Source organism: Embleya sp. NPDC020886 (assembly GCF_044333915.1).
In the GTDB taxonomy this organism is placed as follows: Bacteria; Actinomycetota; Actinomycetes; order Streptomycetales; family Streptomycetaceae; genus Embleya.
On sequence record NZ_JBIRRX010000011.1, the window covers coordinates 110120 to 128710 of the forward strand.

22 protein-coding genes and 1 pseudogene are annotated in these 18591 nt (G+C 71.4%); 10 read left to right on the top strand and 13 right to left on the bottom strand.

Annotation, left to right across the window (positions count from 1 at the left end; translation table 11 throughout):
• Positions 1–148: 148 nt before the first annotated feature.
• Positions 149–772 carry a GNAT family N-acetyltransferase gene (locus tag ACH4U8_RS32085; protein ID WP_360321279.1) on the bottom strand — a complete coding sequence of 208 codons (624 nt, stop codon included), beginning with the start codon at positions 770–772 and terminating at the stop codon, positions 149–151.
• A 35-nt stretch (positions 773–807) separates the two neighbouring features.
• The gene (locus tag ACH4U8_RS32090) at positions 808–1023 is read right to left on the bottom strand and encodes a hypothetical protein (RefSeq protein ID WP_395781892.1); all 216 of its coding nucleotides are present in this window, start codon (positions 1021–1023) and stop codon (positions 808–810) included.
• A gap of 399 nt (positions 1024–1422) precedes the next feature.
• Between ACH4U8_RS32090 and ACH4U8_RS32095 the strand changes: the two genes are divergently transcribed.
• Positions 1423–1836, top strand: coding sequence for a DUF3224 domain-containing protein (locus ACH4U8_RS32095; RefSeq protein WP_395782118.1), 414 nt, complete (start codon positions 1423–1425; stop codon positions 1834–1836).
• Between the two features lie 21 nt (positions 1837–1857).
• Here the strand turns inward: ACH4U8_RS32095 and ACH4U8_RS32100 are convergent, their stop codons facing one another.
• Positions 1858–2571, bottom strand: a complete 714-nt coding sequence (locus ACH4U8_RS32100; protein WP_395781894.1) for a hypothetical protein — start codon at positions 2569–2571, stop codon at positions 1858–1860.
• A gap of 13 nt (positions 2572–2584) precedes the next feature.
• Positions 2585–3220 (bottom strand): TetR/AcrR family transcriptional regulator, encoded by a 636-nt coding sequence (locus tag ACH4U8_RS32105; protein ID WP_395781896.1) that lies wholly within the window; start codon positions 3218–3220, stop codon positions 2585–2587.
• A 148-nt stretch (positions 3221–3368) separates the two neighbouring features.
• Between ACH4U8_RS32105 and ACH4U8_RS32110 the strand changes: the two genes are divergently transcribed.
• A complete protein-coding gene (locus tag ACH4U8_RS32110) occupies positions 3369–4127 on the top strand; it encodes an SDR family NAD(P)-dependent oxidoreductase (protein WP_395781898.1) in 759 nt (252 codons plus the stop codon).
• Between the two features lie 47 nt (positions 4128–4174).
• Here ACH4U8_RS32110 and ACH4U8_RS32115 read toward each other — a convergent pair.
• From ACH4U8_RS32115 to ACH4U8_RS32125, 3 genes and pseudogenes are all read right to left on the bottom strand, one after another.
• Positions 4175–4407: pseudogene (locus ACH4U8_RS32115) on the bottom strand (Tn3 family transposase); the annotation flags it as partial.
• 213 nt (positions 4408–4620) lie between these two features.
• Positions 4621–4821, bottom strand: a complete 201-nt coding sequence (locus ACH4U8_RS32120; RefSeq protein ID WP_395781900.1) for a DUF397 domain-containing protein — start codon at positions 4819–4821, stop codon at positions 4621–4623.
• 242 nt (positions 4822–5063) lie between these two features.
• The gene (locus ACH4U8_RS32125) at positions 5064–6281 is read right to left on the bottom strand and encodes a glycoside hydrolase family 1 protein (RefSeq protein WP_395781902.1); all 1218 of its coding nucleotides are present in this window, start codon (positions 6279–6281) and stop codon (positions 5064–5066) included.
• Positions 6282–6389: 108 nt separating this feature from the next.
• Between ACH4U8_RS32125 and ACH4U8_RS32130 the strand changes: the two genes are divergently transcribed.
• Positions 6390–6998 (top strand): TetR/AcrR family transcriptional regulator, encoded by a 609-nt coding sequence (locus ACH4U8_RS32130; RefSeq protein ID WP_395781904.1) that lies wholly within the window; start codon positions 6390–6392, stop codon positions 6996–6998.
• 325 nt (positions 6999–7323) lie between these two features.
• Here the strand turns inward: ACH4U8_RS32130 and ACH4U8_RS32135 are convergent, their stop codons facing one another.
• Positions 7324–7719 carry a RidA family protein gene (locus ACH4U8_RS32135; RefSeq protein ID WP_360309236.1) on the bottom strand — a complete coding sequence of 132 codons (396 nt, stop codon included), beginning with the start codon at positions 7717–7719 and terminating at the stop codon, positions 7324–7326.
• A gap of 137 nt (positions 7720–7856) precedes the next feature.
• On the opposite strand from ACH4U8_RS32135, the gene ACH4U8_RS32140 reads away from it, so the two are divergent.
• On the top strand, positions 7857–8831 hold the full coding sequence (locus ACH4U8_RS32140; protein WP_395781906.1) for a helix-turn-helix transcriptional regulator: 975 nt from the start codon (positions 7857–7859) through the stop codon (positions 8829–8831).
• A gap of 148 nt (positions 8832–8979) precedes the next feature.
• On the opposite strand, the gene ACH4U8_RS32145 is transcribed toward ACH4U8_RS32140, so the two are convergent.
• Positions 8980–9408 (bottom strand): nucleoside deaminase, encoded by a 429-nt coding sequence (locus tag ACH4U8_RS32145; RefSeq protein ID WP_379990614.1) that lies wholly within the window; start codon positions 9406–9408, stop codon positions 8980–8982.
• An 11-nt stretch (positions 9409–9419) separates the two neighbouring features.
• Entirely contained in the window at positions 9420–10268 is an 849-nt protein-coding gene (locus ACH4U8_RS32150) for an LLM class flavin-dependent oxidoreductase (RefSeq protein ID WP_395781908.1), read from the bottom strand.
• Between the two features lie 94 nt (positions 10269–10362).
• Between ACH4U8_RS32150 and ACH4U8_RS32155 the strand changes: the two genes are divergently transcribed.
• Both ACH4U8_RS32155 and ACH4U8_RS32160 read left to right on the top strand, forming a co-directional pair.
• Positions 10363–10827: an Lrp/AsnC family transcriptional regulator gene (locus tag ACH4U8_RS32155; RefSeq protein WP_360309228.1), complete on the top strand. Its 465-nt coding sequence runs from the start codon at positions 10363–10365 to the stop codon at positions 10825–10827.
• 132 nt (positions 10828–10959) lie between these two features.
• Positions 10960–11271 (top strand): hypothetical protein, encoded by a 312-nt coding sequence (locus ACH4U8_RS32160; protein WP_360309226.1) that lies wholly within the window; start codon positions 10960–10962, stop codon positions 11269–11271.
• 84 nt (positions 11272–11355) lie between these two features.
• On the opposite strand, the gene ACH4U8_RS32165 is transcribed toward ACH4U8_RS32160, so the two are convergent.
• Positions 11356–11913 carry a CGNR zinc finger domain-containing protein gene (locus tag ACH4U8_RS32165; protein ID WP_360309274.1) on the bottom strand — a complete coding sequence of 186 codons (558 nt, stop codon included), beginning with the start codon at positions 11911–11913 and terminating at the stop codon, positions 11356–11358.
• A 278-nt stretch (positions 11914–12191) separates the two neighbouring features.
• Here ACH4U8_RS32165 and ACH4U8_RS32170 point away from each other — a divergent pair, with 278 nt between their 5' ends.
• Entirely contained in the window at positions 12192–13868 is a 1677-nt protein-coding gene (locus tag ACH4U8_RS32170; protein ID WP_395781910.1) for an FAD-dependent monooxygenase, read from the top strand.
• On the opposite strand, the gene ACH4U8_RS32175 is transcribed toward ACH4U8_RS32170, so the two are convergent.
• Together ACH4U8_RS32175 and ACH4U8_RS32180 are read right to left on the bottom strand one after the other, a co-directional pair.
• The gene (locus ACH4U8_RS32175; protein WP_360309222.1) at positions 13847–14494 is read right to left on the bottom strand and encodes a response regulator transcription factor; all 648 of its coding nucleotides are present in this window, start codon (positions 14492–14494) and stop codon (positions 13847–13849) included. The two genes, ACH4U8_RS32170 and ACH4U8_RS32175, sit on opposite strands and share 22 nt — an antisense overlap.
• Positions 14491–15717, bottom strand: coding sequence for a sensor histidine kinase (locus ACH4U8_RS32180; RefSeq protein ID WP_395781912.1), 1227 nt, complete (start codon positions 15715–15717; stop codon positions 14491–14493). The genes ACH4U8_RS32175 and ACH4U8_RS32180 overlap by 4 nt, the downstream gene beginning before the upstream one ends.
• A gap of 124 nt (positions 15718–15841) precedes the next feature.
• Here ACH4U8_RS32180 and ACH4U8_RS32185 point away from each other — a divergent pair, with 124 nt between their 5' ends.
• From ACH4U8_RS32185 to ACH4U8_RS32195, 3 genes are read left to right on the top strand one after another with little or no spacing between them, the layout of a single operon-like run.
• Positions 15842–16768: an ABC transporter ATP-binding protein gene (locus ACH4U8_RS32185; protein ID WP_395781914.1), complete on the top strand. Its 927-nt coding sequence runs from the start codon at positions 15842–15844 to the stop codon at positions 16766–16768.
• Positions 16765–17607, top strand: coding sequence for an ABC transporter permease (locus tag ACH4U8_RS32190; protein ID WP_395781916.1), 843 nt, complete (start codon positions 16765–16767; stop codon positions 17605–17607). Before ACH4U8_RS32185 ends, ACH4U8_RS32190 begins: the two co-directional genes overlap by 4 nt.
• Entirely contained in the window at positions 17607–18389 is a 783-nt protein-coding gene (locus ACH4U8_RS32195) for an ABC transporter permease (protein WP_395781918.1), read from the top strand. The genes ACH4U8_RS32190 and ACH4U8_RS32195 overlap by 1 nt, the downstream gene beginning before the upstream one ends.
• Positions 18390–18591: the final 202 nt, after the last annotated feature.

The following is an 18591-nucleotide window of genomic DNA, read 5'->3' on the forward strand; positions in this document are numbered from 1 at the left end:
GTTCGCGGGGGCCGATCTCCCCCGGGGCCTTGCGTCTTCGGTCGCTCCGTCCTCGGGTGCTTGGTTGCGCGGCCGGTTCGGCGCTTGGCCGTTTCGACGTTCGGCCGTTTCGCTGCGTGGACGTTTCGACCCTCGGCCGCTTTGCTCCTCAGGCGCTTCGGCCGGGGCGCCACATCGTGGTCACCACGTGGCCGGTGTCGAGGGTGACGGTGCCGAGCGGGGCGAATCCGGCTCGTGCGTAGCGTGCGTGGTTGGCCGGGTTGCACGACTCCAGGTAGGCGGGCGCGCCCAAGGCGTCGATGCGCCTCAGGCTCTCGGCGAGCAGGCCCATGCCCAGCCCTCGGCCTCGGTGGTCGTCGTGGGTGGCGAGCAGGCTCAGGAAGAAGTGTGGCTCGGCCGGCTGCGCGGCGCCCAGCAGTTCCAACACCCGCAGCACCGCGTCCGCCGTGGCCCTGTCGCTGTTGGCGAGCAGGTACGTCTCCAGGCCGGCCGCCTCCTCGGCCGACAACTCCGAGCCGCCCGGCGGGATCCACAGCGCCGCCGCCTCGACGTGCTCGGTCACCAACGTCCACGGATAGCGCTGCGAGGAGGTCGCGAACAGCCGCCACATCGCCCCCGCCTGCTCGGCCCGCCGTTCGACGTTCGCGAACGCCGGTCCCCACATGGGGTCGTCGAAGAACGCGGTGGTCAGGGCGGCGACGATCGCGTCGATGTCGTCGACCGTCGCCACCCGAGCGGGTACGGGCGTGAATCCGGCGCTCACAGTGCTCACGCTGCCCAACCTACGCCCCGTCCTCCAGACCGGACCTACGCGGTCGCGGAGTGCAGGTCCGGACTGAGGAAGGCGAACACCGAGTGCGGGTGACAGCCGCTGAAGAGCAGCCGGATGACGATGATCGCCATGGCCTCCAGGTGGCGGGTCTGACCGAGGTCACCCACGTCCAGCGGCCGGCCGCCCACATCGGCGATGAGCAGGCGGGCCGCTTTTTTGTTGGGCGCCTTTGGCGCCGGCTCGCGAGGCACCACTTTTTTGTTCCGTCGCGGGCTCCTCCACAAAAAAGTGGCCCCTCGCTCGTGACTTCGTGTCCCTGCGCTTCGCTCCGGGCCACGAAGTCAACGTTTTGCGGCTCCGCCGCTCTCCGCGCTTCGCGCGTCGATCACGGGGGCGGGCTGGGTCGGGGGCGCTGACGCGCCGGGGGTGGGCGCGGCGGGGGAGCGGTAGTTCGAAGAGAGTCCGACCGTAGGGCGGAACCGGTCCACCTTGTCGAGGTGTGCGGGCTCGTCGAGAGAGCAATGGTGCGCTTGGCGGGCTCCGTACGGGCGGGGCCTGGCAATGGCGGTGAGGCCAAAGCCTGTTCCTGTCCGGCGGATCATGGATGGATGCTCGGGGGCGATGTCGGTGGTGGGGCCTACGATCCGGGGATGCGAGCTTCAGGAACGTTCAAGGTTGCCGAGTTCATCCCGACTTCGTTGCCGAGTCCCGCGATCGAGACGGCGCTGCCCGTCGGTGTCGCCACCATGGAGAAGCAGTACGAAGGCGAGATCGCCGGCCGCTCTGCGACCCTGTTCACCGCCGCGTTCGACCAGTCCAGCGGGGCGGGGACGTATATCGCCATGGAGTCCTTCGAGGGGACGCTCCACGGGCAGGCGGGCACCTTCAATTTCGCGCACTCCGCGACCACTGCGGGTGAAGGGAGATCGGACGAATTCTTCATTGTCGTCCCCGGCAGTGGAACGGCTGCGTTGGCTGGGATCACCGGGACCGGGGGCATCAGAGTCGACGCGGACGGCACCCACCGGATCTGGTTCGACTACGGCCTCGGGGAACGTCGGTAAAGCCGTTGGCGCTGAGAACGATCATGGTCCGGTCCGCGTGAGCGTGCTGACACGGTTCTCGTACTCGCGGCGGGCCTTGCGCTGTGCCGGGACCGCGGGAACGCCGTGGCCGCCGTCGAGCGGCCGGCAGCGGGCGAGGAACCGGCGGTGCACGGCTGGGGCGGCGCCGACGCGCAGGGTGTAGCCCTGGCCACGCCTTACGGTCACCCCCTGATCGAGCGGATCCCGCTCGGCGGGCTCCGGATCGGCCGCACGGAGGAAGTCGGCGACGTTGCCCGGCATGTCGAGGGCGACCGGCAGTTCCGGCGCCGGGACGTCCTCCTCGACGGCGGCGTGGTCGGGCATGAGGTCGGCGACGGCCGTACGGATCGCGCCGCGGCTGACGCCGTGGTCGCGGGCGAGGGCGGCGATCGAGCGGCCCTCCGGGTAGGCGGTACGGACGCTCGCAGTCTTCGCGGCCGCCGCGGCGGGCGCCCGCCCTTGTTGCCCTTGGCCGGCGGCGCGCAGGCCGTCGTAGGTCGGCTCCCGCTGGAGGTCGCGCCGGAGTTCGCCGGCGGCGGCGAGGGTCTGCACCATGAACTTCACCGTGGACAGGAGCTCGCCGGTGCGCGGGTGGCGGGCGGTGAGGTCCATCGCGGAGAACGCGCCGTCGTGGATGCGGAGCGCGAGGCGCTCGCGGTGGAGGACGTCGAGCACGTCGAGGATGTGCCCCGTGCCGCGAACGAGGCGGAACATCTCGGACTTCGGATCAGGCCGGTCGATCGGAGGTGTAGCGGGCGAGCATGGTCTCTACGGCCTGCTCGACGGCGTGGCGGATGTCGGAGGCTGCGGGGTTCCAGTCGGTCAGCAGCATGCGGGGCCACAGGACGTAGTTGGCGATCATCCCGAGGAACTGGTTGGCGGCGCTCTCGGCGTCCGGGACGTCGGCGTTACCGGCCTTGTGCTCCGACTCCAGGTAGTGCTGGACCGAGGTGAAGTAGGGCAGCTTGCCGAGCTGGAACTGCATCCGTCCCAGTTCGGGGAAGCGGGGCAGCTCGGCGATGACGATGCGGAACAGGGCTGTCATGCCGGGCCGGCCGATCAGGTCGGCGTAGCGGTGGCCGATGGAGGTCAGGCCGGAACGCAGGTCTCCGGCCTGAGGCCGTGCGACGGTGCCTCCGGCGTCACGCTGCCAGGACTCGGTGACGATGGCCTCGAAGAGGGCTGCCTTGGTGGGGAACTGCTTGAACAGGGTGGACTTCGAGACTGCCGCCCCTTCGGCGATGCGGGCGAGGGAAGTGCCGTCGTAACCGCGGTTCAGGAAGAGGTCCGTGGCTGCGGAGATGATCGCCTCACGCTTTTGCTGGGCGAGGCGGCGGTGATGCGCGGAGAGCTCTGCGGCCATGCGTTCAGTATGCCCTAGCTCCGAGGCGAGTCACTTGACTCGCCTCTTTTCGCCTGACTACGGTGCGGTGGAAAGGCGAGTCAAGCGACTCGCATCTGATTGCGCGCCCGCCGTCTCTCGGGTGCCGTGCGATGAGGGAGCAGCTGTGATGACAGTCGACAGGATCGCTTTGGTGACCGGTGCGAACCGTGGCCTGGGTCGGAGTACGGCTCTTGCCCTGGCGGCGCGCGGGGTGCGGGTCGTGGTCACCCATCGCGGTGACGCGGCCGGGGCCGAGGAGACGGCGCAGCAAGTGCAAGCTGCGGGCGGGACTGCCGCAGTCGTGCGTCTCGACATCAGCGATGTCCCCTCTTTCGGAGCCTTCGCTTCCGAGCTGAGCGGACTGCTTGAGCGCTGGGGGGCTTCGCGGCTCGATATCGTGGTCAACAACGCGGGGGTGGGTGTCTTCGGCCCGCTGGAAGCTGTCACGGCCGACGACTTCGACACGGTGTTCGGCACGAACGTGCGGGGCACGTTCTTCCTCATCCAGTCGCTTGTGCCGCTGCTGGCGCAGGACGCCCACGTCATCAACGTCTCGTCGTCGTTGACTCGCCACACCAGTCCCGCGATCTCGGTCTACTCCGCCTCGAAGGCCGCCGTCGAGGCCCTGAGCCGCACTCTGGCGGCAGAACTCGGCCCCCGCGGCATCCGGGTCAACTCCATTGCCCCGGGGCCGACCGCCACCGACTTCAACGGCGGTGCCATGCGGGATGACGCCGAGATGCGCCGGGGTCTCGCCGGGCAGACCGCGCTCGGCCGCGTCGGCGAACCCGAGGAGATCGGCGACGCCATCGCCACGCTGGCGTCCGAGGGCCTGCGTTGGATGACCGCCCAGCGCATCGAGGTCTCCGGCGGTGCCCTCCTTTGACCACCCGGGCGAGCCTGTGCCGGGCCGCAGGCAACGACGGGCCGGATTCATTCCGCGCCGGTCTCGTCTTCATCCGGTTCCGACCGCGTCCGGGTCGCGGAGCGGGTGCAGGGCGCCGGCGGATGGGACGCTCGGGGTGAAGTTGTAGCGGCGAGCAGGTTCAGGTCGCGGTGCTTGAGCGGGAGAGCCTGGCGACGTCCTCCTCCCGGAGCTCGTGGCCCTCGGCCTGGAGCTGGACGACGGCGGCGTCGATGTAGCGGGTGGTCCAGAGCACGATAGCCACCTGCTCCGGCACACACACCACGCACGCGTCCCGGTCCACCGCGCCCCGCGGCAGGCCGGAGTCGGCGTACACCGCCTTGCGCCACGCGGGCGGCACCACTGGCCCGGCTCCGCAGGTCGCTGGGGGACTACGCCGAGGATGGAACTACAGCCTCACCGCACCACGAAGCCCCGCCATAGTGTGGGATGACGGGTTCGAGCGGTGCGAGCGTCAGACCGTGCGCAGCGTCGACAACAGCGCCGACCAGGACGCCGGGGCGACGGTCAGGTGACCGACGCTCGGATCCTTCGAGTCACGGACCGGGACGATTCCGCAGCCGGGGGCGACTTCGACACATGCACCGTTATCATCGTTGCTGTGCGACGACTTGAACCAACCTGCGTCGTTCACGTCGGGGGCAGTTCGGATCATGTTCTGTGCTCCTTGATTGCCGCCATGATCAGGTCTGCCGATTGCCCCGGCGTGAGGGCTTCGGCCATGATTCGATTGGCGCTTGCCGCTCGCCGACTCGGCCCCCGGGCCTGGCTCGCGACTCGGGTCGGCTGGTTCGCCGCGCTCGCGACCTGGCCCGGTTCCCGGGCCCGGCCCACGACCCCCGCCCACCGCCTCGCCGTGCCGCGCCCCCCGAGTCGGATCACCCCGACCGCCCGCCGTCACCCCCGCGTTCGTGGCAAGGATCCCGAACGGCCCACGTCTGCGAGCCACTTGGCCGAGGGCTTCGGCGTTCGGGTGAATGTCTGTCGGTCCACCGCGATCAGGCCGAAGGTGGGTCGATAGGAGCCCCATTCGTAGTTGTCCAGCAGGGTCCAGTGCAGGTAGCCGCGTACGTCGATGCCGTCGGCCAGGGCTGCGGCAAGGCCGGCCAGGGCGCCGGTGGTGTAGGCGATGCGGCGGGTGTCGTCGTCGGTGGCGATGCCGTTTTCGGTGACGATCAGCGGGACCGGGCCGACCACCGCTGCCGTGTGGCGTAGTGCCTCGCCCAGTGCTCGGGGGTAGAACTCCCAGCCGGTGAGCGTGCGTTCGGCGTCCTCGGCGGTGGGAATCGGGCCGTCCGGGCCGATTCGGGTGCGGGTGTACGACTGCACGCCGACCCAGTCGTCGTCGCGCGCCGCTTCCAGGAAGACGTCCTCGCGGGATCGACGGTACGCGGCGGCCACCGCCTCCGCGCCCGGGAGCGGCTGGTAGACCTGGTTGGCGACGGACCAACCGACCCGGATATCGGGCGAGATGGCCTTGATCGCGGCGCGGGCCCGATGGTGGGCCGAGATCAGGGCGTCGGTGGTGTCCGCGTCCGGTTCCGGGAGGCCGACGCTCGGCATCGCGTCCATCCCGAGTTGCCGGATCGCGCCGAAGATCGCCACCATGTTGGGCTCGTTGATGGTGCACACATGCCGGACGTCGGTTGCGATGATCGGCGCGATCACCTCGACATAGCGGACGAACAGGTCCACCGCGCCGGCCGCGGTCCACCCGCCGCGCTCGGCGAACCAGCGCGGCACGGTGAAGTGGTTCAGCGTGATCAACGGGCGCAGGCCGCGTTCGATCGCACCGTCGACCATCCGGCGGTAGTGCGCGATCTCGGCCCGGGAGAACTCGCCCGGCGCGGGTTCGATCCGAGCCCATTCGATGCCGAAGCGGTAGTCGGTGAAGCCGAGTTCGGCCAGCAGATCGAGGTCTTCGGGCCAGCGGTGATAGCTGTCGGCGGCGTCGCCGCTGGGCTCCCCGATGTGGCCGTGGCCGCCGTGTTCCAGGGCCCACCAGTCACTGTTGACGTTGTTGCCCTCGATCTGGTGGGCGGCGGTCGAGGCGCCCCACAGGAAGCCGTCGGGCAGGGGTACGGGGGTGGCGGCGTCGTCGGCGTCGGTACTCATCCTGGCGGGGCCTCTCTCGGCTCTGGGGGGTGAGCGCCACGATAATCCTTAAAACCTTGAGTGTCGAGGTTTTAAAGAAGGCCGCAGGTCCGGCATAGAGTGGTCGCCGTGAGTACCCGAGGCCCGCGGGGTCCCTACCGGAAGAGCGCGGACAAGCGGCAGCAGATCCTGGACGCCGCGCTCACCGCCTACGCCGAGGCCGGCAGCCGCAAGGTCACCGTCCGCGACATCGCCGAGCGGGTCGGCATGACCGACGCCGGCGTCGTACACCACTTCGGCGGCCGGGAGGCGCTGCTCACCGCGGTGCTGGCCGCGCGCGACGCGGCCGATGCGGCGACCTACGGCGATCTGGGCACGGCCTCGCCCGCAGACCTGCTGACCAACAACGCCCGCACCCCCGGCCTGGTCAAACTCTTCGTCGACCTGGCCGCGGCCGCCGCCGAACCCGAGCACCCGGCCCACGACTTCTTCACCGAGCGCTACACCCACCTGCGCACCCGCATCGCCGATTCCCTGGAGTCCTACACCCCCACCAGCCCGGGCCCGGCCGCCGACACCGACCCCGCCTGGACCGCCCGCATCCTCCTCGCCGCCGTCGACGGCCTCCAACTCCAATGGCTCCTCAATCCCGAAATCGACATGGCCGGCGACATCGAAACCCTCTGCAAGGTCCTCCTGGCCGCCCTCCCCGACCGGCAACCGGCCCCGGAGCGCTGACAACAGAGCCACTGGCACGGCGCCACCGACACAGCGCCACCGACGCGGCCGCACCACCCCGACGCCGGCATCCGTCCAGCAGCAGGCGGGCGGCCACGTGCGGCGATCGTGCCGACCAGGACCCGCCGTCGAAGCCACCGGCCCCGGACGCCGATCGTCATCATTTCGACCACCGAACCCACCCACGCACCCAACCCACCTGCCACCCCCGCCCGTTCGACCGGAAGCACTACCACCGGCCGGACCGGCGACCCGTCCGGCGGCCCAACCGGAGGCGCCGAGGCCGCACTTCGACCGACGGCCTACCGAACGCGCCGAAGCCGCATCACGCGACGGCCGTCCCCTCCAACTCGACCATCAGCGTCGGGATCGCCAACCGTGTTACCTCAAGCATCGTGCTCGTCGGCGCCACCGCGGCGGCGCCCAACCGCGACGCCAGCACGCCGTAGTGCCGGAAGAGCAGATCGACGTCCGTGGTGTAGACGTTGAGCCGGACGAGGTTCGCCAGCGACATGCCGGCCTCGCCGAGAACGGCCTCCAGATTGTCCAGACTCAGCGCCAACTGCGCCGCCATGTCACCGTCATGTTGCGGCTTTCCGTCACCGCTCATCGCGGTCTGGCCGGAGCAGTACAGGGTCCGGCTCTCCCCGGAGACGATCTCACCTTGGTTGAAGCCCAGTTCCACCGACCACGTCACCGGGTTGACTGCCGTTCGCTCCATTGCCCCATCAGCTCCATTCGATTCGTCGGAAGTACGCACGTCCGTCGGTTCGCAAACCACCGCCGTCGACGTCTTGTGGACGAGCCTGCCAACAAATCACGACACCTCCTGTCGTGTATTCCGAGAAATTTCTTGCCATGCGCGCCGATCGTTTGGTCTCGCTGGTGTTGCTGCTGCGCCGGCACGGTCGCCTGACCGCCGCCGCGCTGGCCGATGAGTTGGAGGTGTCCACACGCACCGTGCTGCGCGACATCGAGGCACTGTCCGCAGCCGGCGTTCCGGTCTACGCCGAACGCGGTCGGCACGGCGGGTTCGCCTTGTCGCCCGGCTTCCGGACCGAGCTGACCGGCCTGAATCACGACGAGGCCCTCGCCCTGCTGACCGCCGGATCGGCGCGCGGCGAGCAGGTGTTCGGCCTCGGCTCGGCACTCGCCTCGGCCATGCGCAAGGTGGTCGACGCGCTGCCCGAGGGGCATCGGGCCACCGCGAGCGACGCGGCCCAGCGATTTCTCGTCGACCCGGAGACCGACCTGCTCTCCCGCCGGCTGGTCACCGAGGAGGTGCCCGACACGACCATGATCGAGGTCCGGCGCGCGGTGCTCGCCGGACACCGGCTCCGCATCCACTACGCGGCCGCGGACCAGCCGCCCCAATGGCGCACGGTGGACCCGATCGGCCTGGTCACCGTACGCGACCGGGCCTACCTGCTGGCCACGAGATCCGGCGCGGACCGCACCTACCGGCTGTCCCGGATGTCGGCCGCCGAGGAACTCCCCGAACCGGCGCAGCGACCGAACCGGGTCGATCTGGACCGGGTCTGGCGCGAACGCTGCGCGCAGTTTCTGTCCGGCGACGACCAGGTCACCGCACTGGTACGGGTGAACCCGGAGCGACGGGAGGACCTGCTGAACACCGCGCTGGCCGTCCGCGCCGAGGAACCCGACGCGGACGGTTGGCTGCGGCTGGAGGTGACCTATCAGGATTCACGACACGCCGAATGGGCGCTGTGGCAACTCGCCACGGACGCGGAAGCCCTGACCCCGCAGTCGTTGCGCACCTCCCTGCACGACCGGGCCGCCGCGATCGCCACCCGCTACGAGGTCTCGCCCTGAGCCACGAAGCACGGAAGCACCAAGCACCGGAGCGCCGAAGCCCAAGCGCCCAAGCGCCCAAGGCGCGCCAGGCGTTGGTAGGGCGCAGCCCGGAGCACAACAGCAGCCGAACCCCGACGACGCCATCGAGGCGCGGGTGCCGTGCGGGTCAGCGGTAATAGCCCGCGACGACCTCCCGCACCTCTTCGAGCAGCGCCGGCCCGATTTCGGGCACGGCGGGCTGGTCGGGGGCCGGCCTGATGTCCAGGAGCTGCTCGGCGGACAGGGCGAACACCACACGGCGCAGTCCGGCCCGCCGGATGACCGCCGCGCACATCTCGCAGGGCCGGCAACTCGTGTACATCGTGGTCTCCGCCGCCGTGGCCGCGTCCAACTCTCGTGCGGCCCATCTGGCGAGCTTCAATTCCGGGTGTGCGGTCACGTCCCGGTCGGTGAGTGTCGTGTTGTGCGCCTCCGCCAAAATCGTTCCGTCCGGCGCCGCCAGCAGCGAACCGAAGGGCGGGTTTCCGCCCGCGCGGGCCTCGGCCGCGAGTTCGATGGCCTGCCGGAGGAGGGCGTGGTCGTCGGGCGTGGTCATGATTGCTCCGTTCACGTGCGGGGGGTCTGGAACCGGGCGGCCACCTCGGCGAGTGCCTGCCAGGCCGCCTGTGGGTGGCGGGTCTCCCGGGGATCGCCGCCGTACGGGTCGAGGACGACGGTTTCGGCGCCCAGCAGCCGCAGTTGTTCGAGGTCGTCGACGATCTGGTCGATCGTGCCCTCTCCGGCGAGTCGTTGCGATCCCTCGACCGGCGCCGTGGTGGTTCGGAGCACGATCCGCGGGGCGAATCCGGGCACCGGGAGTGCTTCCTCGTCCGCGAGGGCCGCCAGCCTGCCCACGGCTTCGCGCAGCCAGGGCATGGTGCAGCGCAGCGGATGCCACGCGTCCCCGAGCCGTACGGCCCGACGCAGCCCCGCGTCGCTGTGCCCACCGACCCAGATCGGGATCGACCGGTTTCCGTAGTCGGCCGTGTCCGCCCAGGCCGCCCGAACGGCCCGCAAATGCTCGTCGGTCAGTCGGCCGCGTCGTTCGAACGGGACCCCGAGCGCGGCGAACTCCTGGCGCGCCCAGCCCACCCCGACGCCCAGGACGAACCGGCCGTCGCTGAGCTCGTTCAGGTTGGCCGCCATTCGGGCGGTGAGCAGCGGATGCCGGTAGGGCGCGATGAGGACCGTGGTGCCGAGCCGGATCCGGGTGGTGATGCCGGCCAGCCAGGACAGGGTGGTGAACGGCTCGTAGAAGGGGGCCGGATATTGCCGGGCGACGTCGGGCGTGACGGCGATGTGGTCCGAGACCATCAGTAGGTCGAAACCCAGGTCTTCCACGGTCCGGGCCCAGTTGCGCAGGACTCCCGGATCGGTGCCGGGGCCGAAATTGAGGACGTTGACTCCGATCTTCACGACATCGAGCCTAGCCGGCCGGGACGGGTGGCCAGAAGGGAATCCGGCCTGTTCAGACGCGGTTCGGCCGTGGATCCACCGGTAATCTCGGCGAATGACCGAGAATCTTGACGCGACCGACTGGGCGATCCTGGACGAGGTTCAGCGGGACGGCCGGATCGCCTATACGGAGCTGGCCCGGCGGGTGAATCTGAGCGCGTCGGCGACGACCGAGCGGGTGCGGCGGCTGGAGGCGGCCGGCGTGATCACCGGCTTTCGGGCGGAGGTGGATCTGGAGCGGACCGGCTACGCGGTGCTGGCCGTGGTCCGACTGAAGTATCCGGGCACCCGGCACGAGCCGCTGCGCCGACTGCTCGCGGAGCGCTCGGAGATTCTGGAGTGCCTGCGCACCACCGGGGACGACTGCTACGTACTGAAGGTGGCGGCCACGTCGATGTCCCACCTGGAGGAACTCGTCGACGCGTTGGCCCGGTTCGGGAGCACGACCACCAACCTCGTGCTCAGCCGGACACAGCCCTTCCGCGGCCCACGCGAGCCTCGCCCGCACCCGGTGGGATAACCGTCGCCACGACGCGGGCCCTGACCCACGACGCAAGCCCTGACCCACGACCCGGGCGCCACGCGCGTGGCCCGAGCGTCGGCCGGGTCGCCTGTGCGGTGTGGCCGGACGGGTTCCGGATAGGTTTCGGCCATGACTGCCTCAGCCCCCCGTCCGACGCCGAATCGGGGCTCCGGCGGCCGACCGCCCGCGGCGGGCGGCCCGCTCGCCCGGCGGCTGGCCCCCGCGGGGATCGCGCTGCCCATCCTGATCCTGGCCGGCACGTTGTGTGCCGTGGCCGCGGACATCGACCTGGGCGGCGCCCGCGCGCTCTGGATCCCGGCCGCGGCCGTCTGCGCGGCGATGGCCGCCGTCGCGTGGGCCGACATCCTGCGGGTCGTCCACCGCCGCCGCCCGACACCACGACCCACCCCGACCGCGACCGCACCGCAGGACACGCCCTGACCGCCCGGGCGAACGGGGCCCGGCGCCTCCGCCGTATCGATCGGCCGGTTCCGGGTGACCCGTACCCGATGCACCGGAAGGGCCCTATTCGGCCCGGTTCGTCGTCGTCGATTTGTGGGCGCGGTGGGTGGCCACGCGTACTCGGGTCGCGCAGCGGGTGGTGCAGTAGCGCTGGGGCGCGCGGCGGCCGGTGTCGATGAAGTAGTCGGCGCAGTCGGGAGCGGCGCATTGGCCCCAGGCGCAGCCGCCCCGTTCGCTGAGCCACAGGCCGAGTGCCAGGGCGGCGGTGGAGAGCAGCCAGTGCGCCGGATCGGCGGTCCGGGGCGCGCGGGCGTGCAGGGACCAGGGGCGGCCGGGCAGGCGGACCAGGTGGGGCTGTGCCGGGTAGCGGTCCAGGAGGTCGTTGATCGCCTCGGCGGCCCGGTCCTCGTCCCGGGTGGCCAGGATGCGGATCAGGTGGGCGGTGGCCTCGCACAGTTGCCGGGCGTCCGCTGCGGAGAGGGTGAAGGCCGGGCCGCCGTGGCGTGTCAGCAGGGCCTGGAGGTCGGCCGGCCCGGTGTGCGTGTCGGCTTGCACGGTGTTGGCCAACTCGGCGATGAAGTGCAGCCCTCGGGGGTTGGCCTTGGCCAGGTTCTCGGTCATGGTCACGTCTTCGACTCTCGGGGCGGCCGGGGTGTCGGCTCGGGATCCGCGGCTCGGGTCCGTGGGTTGGGATTGTGGAGAGTACGCCCCCTCCCTCGTCGTGTGTGTCGAGGTCGGGAGTTCGGCGAACCGATGCCATCCGATGGTAACGTCGAAACATCAAGATGAACGTTACTCGATGCATCGGTCGCGTCCACCGCGCCGAGAAGCACGTCTGGAGCGCCGTGAATCCGACGACGACCGAATCGACGAAGGCCGTACCGACGACGACCGTTCCGGTGGCGACCGGACCGACCGCGACCCCCGTCCTGATCGTCGGAGGCGGCCCCGTCGGCCTGACCCTCTCCGCCCTGCTGTCCGATCAAGGCGTCGATCACCTCCTCGTCGAAGCCCACCCGACCACCGCGCACCACCCGAAGGCCCGGGGGATCGCCGCCCGTTCGATGGAGATCCTGCGCCGCCTCGGGCTCGAAGCCGAGGTACGCCGAGCCGGCCTGCCCGCCTCGCAGGTCTTCTTCTATCGCGGCCGGGACCTGGTCGACCCCGATTTCGTGCGAACCGGCGTGGTCCCCGCAGATTCGCCCGACGCGCCGCAGCCGGAACGCACCCCCGCGCCCGGCCTGATCTGTTCGCAGGACGTGCTCGAACCGATCCTGCTCGGCCGGGCGCGGGCCGCGGCGGGGGAGGACCGGATCCGGTTCGGTACCCGGCTGGTCTCCTGCACCGACGAGGGCGATCACGTACGCGCCGTCCTGGTGGAGCGTGCCGGCGGTCGGCGGTACACCGTGTGTGCCGACTGGCTCGTCGGTTGTGACGGTGCGGGCAGCCCGGTGCGGGCCGGTGCGGGGATCGGGATGCAGGGCCCGACCGGCCTCGGCCACTTCCTCAGCGTGCGATTCGATGCCCCGCTCGGCGCGGTGGTGGCCGACCGGGCGAGCGCCTCGTACTTCCTCACCCCACCCGGGCGCGGCGGTTTCATGGCGGTCGACAACGACCGCCGATGGATCCACCAGTACCCCTTCGACCCCGAACAGGCGCGGGACGACGAGGACTTCACCGACCCGCGCCGCCTCGAAGAGCTGATCCGGGTCGCCGCCGGCATCGCCGATCTGGACGTGCGGGTGCGCGACACGATGGTCTGGCGGATGGACGCCCGCCTGGCCGACGCCTACCGCAGCGGCCGGATCCTGCTCGCGGGCGACGCGGCGCACGTGATCCCGCCGACCGGTGGGCACGGGATGAACACCGGGATCGGCGACGCGGACAACCTGGCCTGGAAGCTCGCCGCCGTGGTCGCCGGCCGCGCCACACCCGCGCTCCTGGACAGCTACCAGGCCGAACGCCGCGCGCCGGCCCGCGAGGTGATCGAACTGTCCCGGGCCAACGCCGCGGCCCGGTCCGGCTACCGCATCGACGACGAACTTCTGCTCGACGTCGTCTACCGCTCCACCGCCGTCGTCCCCGACCCCGACGACCCACACCGACCCGAGTCCTTCCTCGCCCACGGCCGCGCGCCCGTCGGCCCCGGCCACCGCCTCCCGCACACGCGCCTGATCGGGCCGCCGGGGATCACCTCGACCCTGGACCTGCTCGCACCGGCGCCCGGCTTCACCCTGATCATCGGCGCGGACGAGCCGGCCTGGCGACGACAGGCGGAGGTCGCCGAGGCGAGCGGGTCGACGGTCGTGGTGCGCGTCCTCGACGGAGGCCCGGTCCGGGAACGGGAGCCCGGCACCTTCCAGCGCGTCTGCGGCGTCCCGGCGACCGGCGCGGTCCTGGTCCGGCCCGACGGCCACCTCGCCTGGCGCGCACCGCACCCGCCCGCCGGCCCCGAACTGCTCGCCGTGCTCCGGCGCGTGTTGTCGGCTCCGACCCGCCCGACCCCACCGGGTGCCCACCCGCCCGCGCCGGACGACGACTCACGATCCAGAACTCACACCAATCCCGACTCGTAGGCCACGATGACCAGTTGCACCCGGTCCCGGGCGTCGAGTTTGGCCAGCAGGCGGGCCACGTGGCTCTTCGCCGTGGCCACGCTGATGTAGAGGTCGGTGGCGATCTCGCCATTGGATCTGCCGCGTGCGATCAGGGTCAGCACCTCGCGTTCGCGCTCGGTGATGCCGTCGAGCTCGCGGCTTCGCCGGGTGGGCGCGGGGGCCCGATCGACGAACCCGGCGATCAGCCGGCGGGTGACGGCCGGCGCGATCAGCGCGTCGCCGGCCGCGACCACCCGGACCGCCGCGATGATGTCCTCCAGCACCATGTCCTTGACCAGGAACCCGCCCGCGCCGGCCCGCAACGCGCCGTAGACGTTCTCGTCCTCGTCGAACGTGGTCAGCACGACCACGCGCGTCGACGCCGATTCCGCCGTGATGATCCGGGTCGCCTCGATCCCGTCCATCACCGGCATCCGGATGTCCATCACCACCACGTCCGGATCGAGGTCGCGGGCCAGCCGCACCGCCTCGGCTCCGGTACCGGCCTCGCCCACCACGTCGATGTCCGCGATGTCGGCGATCAGCATGCGCAGGCCGGCGCGCACCACCGGCTGGTCGTCGGCCAGCACGACCCGGATCGTCATATCGGCAACCTCGCGGCGACCCGGAAGCCGCCCTCCGGCCGTGGCCCGGAGCTGAACCGCCCGTGCAACAGGCCGACCCGCTCGCGCATGCCGGCGATGCCGTAACCGCTCCCGGGCTGCCGGGTCGCCCGGCCGCCGCCGTCGTCGACGATCTCGATGGCCAACTCGTGCGTCCCGTAGTCCACGGACACCCGACAGAGTCGCGCGTCCGCGTGGCGCAGCACGTTGGTCACCGACTCCTGGACGATCCGGTACGCGGACAACTCGACCTCGGTGGCCAGCGGGCGTCGTTGCCCCGACCACCGCACGTCGACCCGCACCCCGGCATCGGCCGTACTCGCCACCAGCCGCTCCAGATCCGCCAGGCCCGGTGCCGGCGCGAGAGACCGCGAATCGGGCCCCAGGCGCGCCTGTTCGTGCCCGTCCGCCGCCGACCCCCCGCCCGGATCCGGCTCCCGCAGCGCGCCGAGCAGATGCCGGAGCCCGGTCAGCGTCTCCCGACTCGTCGTCTCGATCACCCCCAGCGCCTCGCGCGCACCGTCCGGTTGGGTCGCGATCACCCGCTTCGCCGCACCCGCCCGGATCGCGATCGCGCCGATGTGGTGCGCGACCAGATCGTGCAACTCGCGGGCGATCCGCAACCGTTCGGCCTGCACCGCCGAAATGGCCGCCTGCGCCCGCAACGCGTCGGCGTGGTCCTGCCGCAGCCGGATCCAACTGCCCAGGATCCAGCCGGCCGCGGCGGCCACCGCGAGCGTGGAGGAGGGGCCGGTGAGCACGGTGAAAGCCTTGCCGACGGGTACGAAGGCGGTCGCCATCAGGGCCCATCCGGTCAACACGCCGACCAGCGCCCCGGCCGCGACCCGACGGGTGCAGCCGACCGCGATGTGGAAGACCAGTACGTCCGCCGCCAGGAACAACGGCCACGAGCGCATCCCGAACGTCCGGGCCACGAACGCCTCGCCCAGCAGCAGCCCGAGCACCGGCAGCGGCCGCCGCCCGGCCCAGCCGATCGGCAGCGCCAGCACCACCGCCAGGCCCACCAGCAGCCACCGCCCCGGACGCAGGAAGTGATCCGGCGCCAGGAACACCGGATGCAAGGGCTGCGGCATCGTGCCGTACACCAGCAGCGCGAACGCGGGCACCGCAGACCGACTCAGCGTGGTCAGCGCACCGGGCGACAACCGGGACGGCGGGGCGGCAGGCTTCAGGGTTCGTTGCACCTCGCCGATGCTAGCCGGCACCCCCGCCGCCGGAATCAGCCCACGGGCTGCATCCCATGGGCGCAACCCCACCCGGGCCGTGGGCCGATGTGCGCACGCCCCGGCCACCGGCAGGCTCGACGGCGTGATCGAATTCCACGAATTGACCAAGCGCTACGGCCGCGGTGCCCCGGCCGTGGACCGCCTGACCTGCTCGGTGCGGCCCGGCCGGGTGACCGGCTTCCTGGGCCCCAACGGGGCCGGCAAGACCACCACGCTGCGGATGTTGCTCGGCCTGAACACTCCGACCGGCGGCACCGCGACCATCGACGGTCGAGCGTTTCGCACGTTCGGCACCGGACTGCGGCACGTGGGCGCGTTGTTGGACGCGAACGACGTGCACAAGGGCCGGACGGCGAACGTGCACCTGGCAGCCCTGGCCCGCAGCAACGCCCTGCCCCGGGGCCGGGTCCGGGAGGTGCTGGCCACGGTCGGCCTGAGCGCGGCCGGCGCGCGGCGGATCGGCGGCTTCTCGCTCGGCATGCGGCAGCGGTTGGGCATCGCCACCGCCCTGCTCGGCGACCCGCCGGTGCTGCTGTTCGACGAGCCGACCAACGGCCTGGATCCGGAGGGCATCCGCTGGGCCCGCGGGCTCTTTCGCGAATTGGCGGCCGAGGGCCGGACCGTACTGGTCTCCAGTCACCTGATGAGCGAGATGGAACACACCGCGGACCACCTCGTGGTGATCGGCGCGGGTCGGCTGATCGCCGACGAGTCCCTCGCCGACTTCGCCGCGCGCGCCGACGCCGGCGTCACCGTGCGCACCCCCGACCCGGAGGCCCTGGCCGGCGTGCTCACCGACGCCGGCGCGTCGGTACGCCGGATCGGCCCCGACACGCTCGCGGTGGCCGGACCGACCGCCGCCCGGGTCAACGAACTCGCGTTCACCCACCGGGTGATGGTCCACGAGGTCATGGCCCGCGGCGGGTCGTTGGAGGAGGCGTTCATGCAACTCACCGCCGAGAGCGTGCAATTTCGCGCCGCCAGTTCCGAAGGAGGCGCACGACGATGACCACCACCACACCCGCCGCGACCCCGTCCGCCACGGCCCCGGCCCGCCGGCGCGACCTGATCGCCGCCGAATGGCTCAAACTCCGCTCGCTGCGCTCGACCCCGATCGTGCTCGCCCTGCTGGTGCCGCTGTACGTCTACTTCGCCTACGACGCGGCATCGATCACCCACGACGCCTGGCCGACCCTGTCCGCCCGGCAGAGGCAGGACGTCGACCCGGGCCATGACGCCCTACCCTTCCCCAGGTTCCTGCTGCTGATGGCCACCGCCGGCACGATCGGCGCGATGACGATCGCCGGCGAGCACGCGAGCGGACTGATCCGGACCACCTTCATCGCGGTGCCGGCCCGAGGTCGGGTCCTGCTCGCCAAGATGGTCGTACTGAGCGGCGTGCTGGCCCTGCTCGGCCTGATCATCGGCATCGGTGCCTGGGGCGCGACCTTCGTCGCCTACTCGGACCGGATCACCGGCTTCTCCTTCGGCACCCCGGGCGTCGTGCGCAGCATCGCGGGCACCACGGTGATGGTCCCGATGTGCGCACTGATCGGCGTGGCGGCGGCCATGATCGTCCGCCACACCGCCGGAGTCGTGTTCGCGGTTCTGGTCTTCTTCCTGCTCGGCCCGGTGGCGATCAGGGGGCGGCTCCCGCTGCTCGATGCCGCATCGAGCGCACAACTGGTCAACGCCATGCCGGCGTACGCCTGGGGACGCCTGACCATCATGACCCAGGGACACATCGTGGAACGTATCCCCTCGATCGCGGCGGCCTGGACCGCGCTCGCCGGTTGGGCACTCGCCGCGATCCTCGTGCCGATGTTGCTCCGCCACCGGGACGTGTGATGCGACCCGCCCATCCCGACGCCGGTCCCCGCTTCGGTGACCTGTTCGCCGCCGAATGGCTCAAACTCCGCGGCCAACGCACGATGTTCCTCCCGCTGCTCCTGGCACCCCCGTTCGCCGCGGGCCTCACCTGGCTGACCTGCTCGCGGGTGCAGGTGATCGGCGCGCGCGGACGCGCCGACCTCGATCGACTGGGCGCCTCGTTCAACCACGGGATCTGGGGCGTGCTGATGATCGGCGCCGGCACGGTCGGCGCGCTGTTCCTCGTCGGCGAGTTCACCGGCGGCCTGATCCGCACCACGTTCGTCGCCGTCCCGGACCGGCGCCGGGTGCTGCTCGCCAAGGCGGCCGTCCTGACCACGGTCACCTCCGCCGTCGGGGTGCTCGCGGCGGCGGCCTCGTTCGGCATCGCGCAGGTCGTGTTGTCCGGCGAGGGCCTGGGCATGTCGATCGGCTCGCCCGGCGCGGCGCGCGGATTCGCGGCCGCGGCGTTGCTGTTGCCGGTATCCGCGCTGGTCGGCCTGGCCGTCGGCGCCCTCCTGCGCGGCCCCGTCGCCGCGTTGGGCACGGTCTTCGCGGTGTCGGTGCTGCTGCCCGAGTTCGTGCCCGCCGACGGCAATCCCGTTCTGGCCGAACTGCGCGGTGTGCTGCCGCGGATCGCCTGGACGACGCTGGTCGACGCGGACGCCGGCTCGTCGGCCCGAGCCTGGTCGGCGTTCGCCCTGTGGCCGGTCGCCGCGCTGCTCGCCGCCGCCGTCGTGCTCGGCCGGCGCGACGTCTGATCCACCGCCGCGCCCGCTTCGGCGCACGGCAAATCCGGTCGTGGGGACGGGAATCGGGGCACTGCGGAGCGTAACCGGTTGGGGACGGCGAGGTAAACGGGCCCGGATCGGGTGGAAAACCTTGACACGCTCTATTGGTCTGGACCACTTTGGCCTAGACCAATATGCGCGCAGGGCGGGCTGTCGCGCATGCAGCGGTACC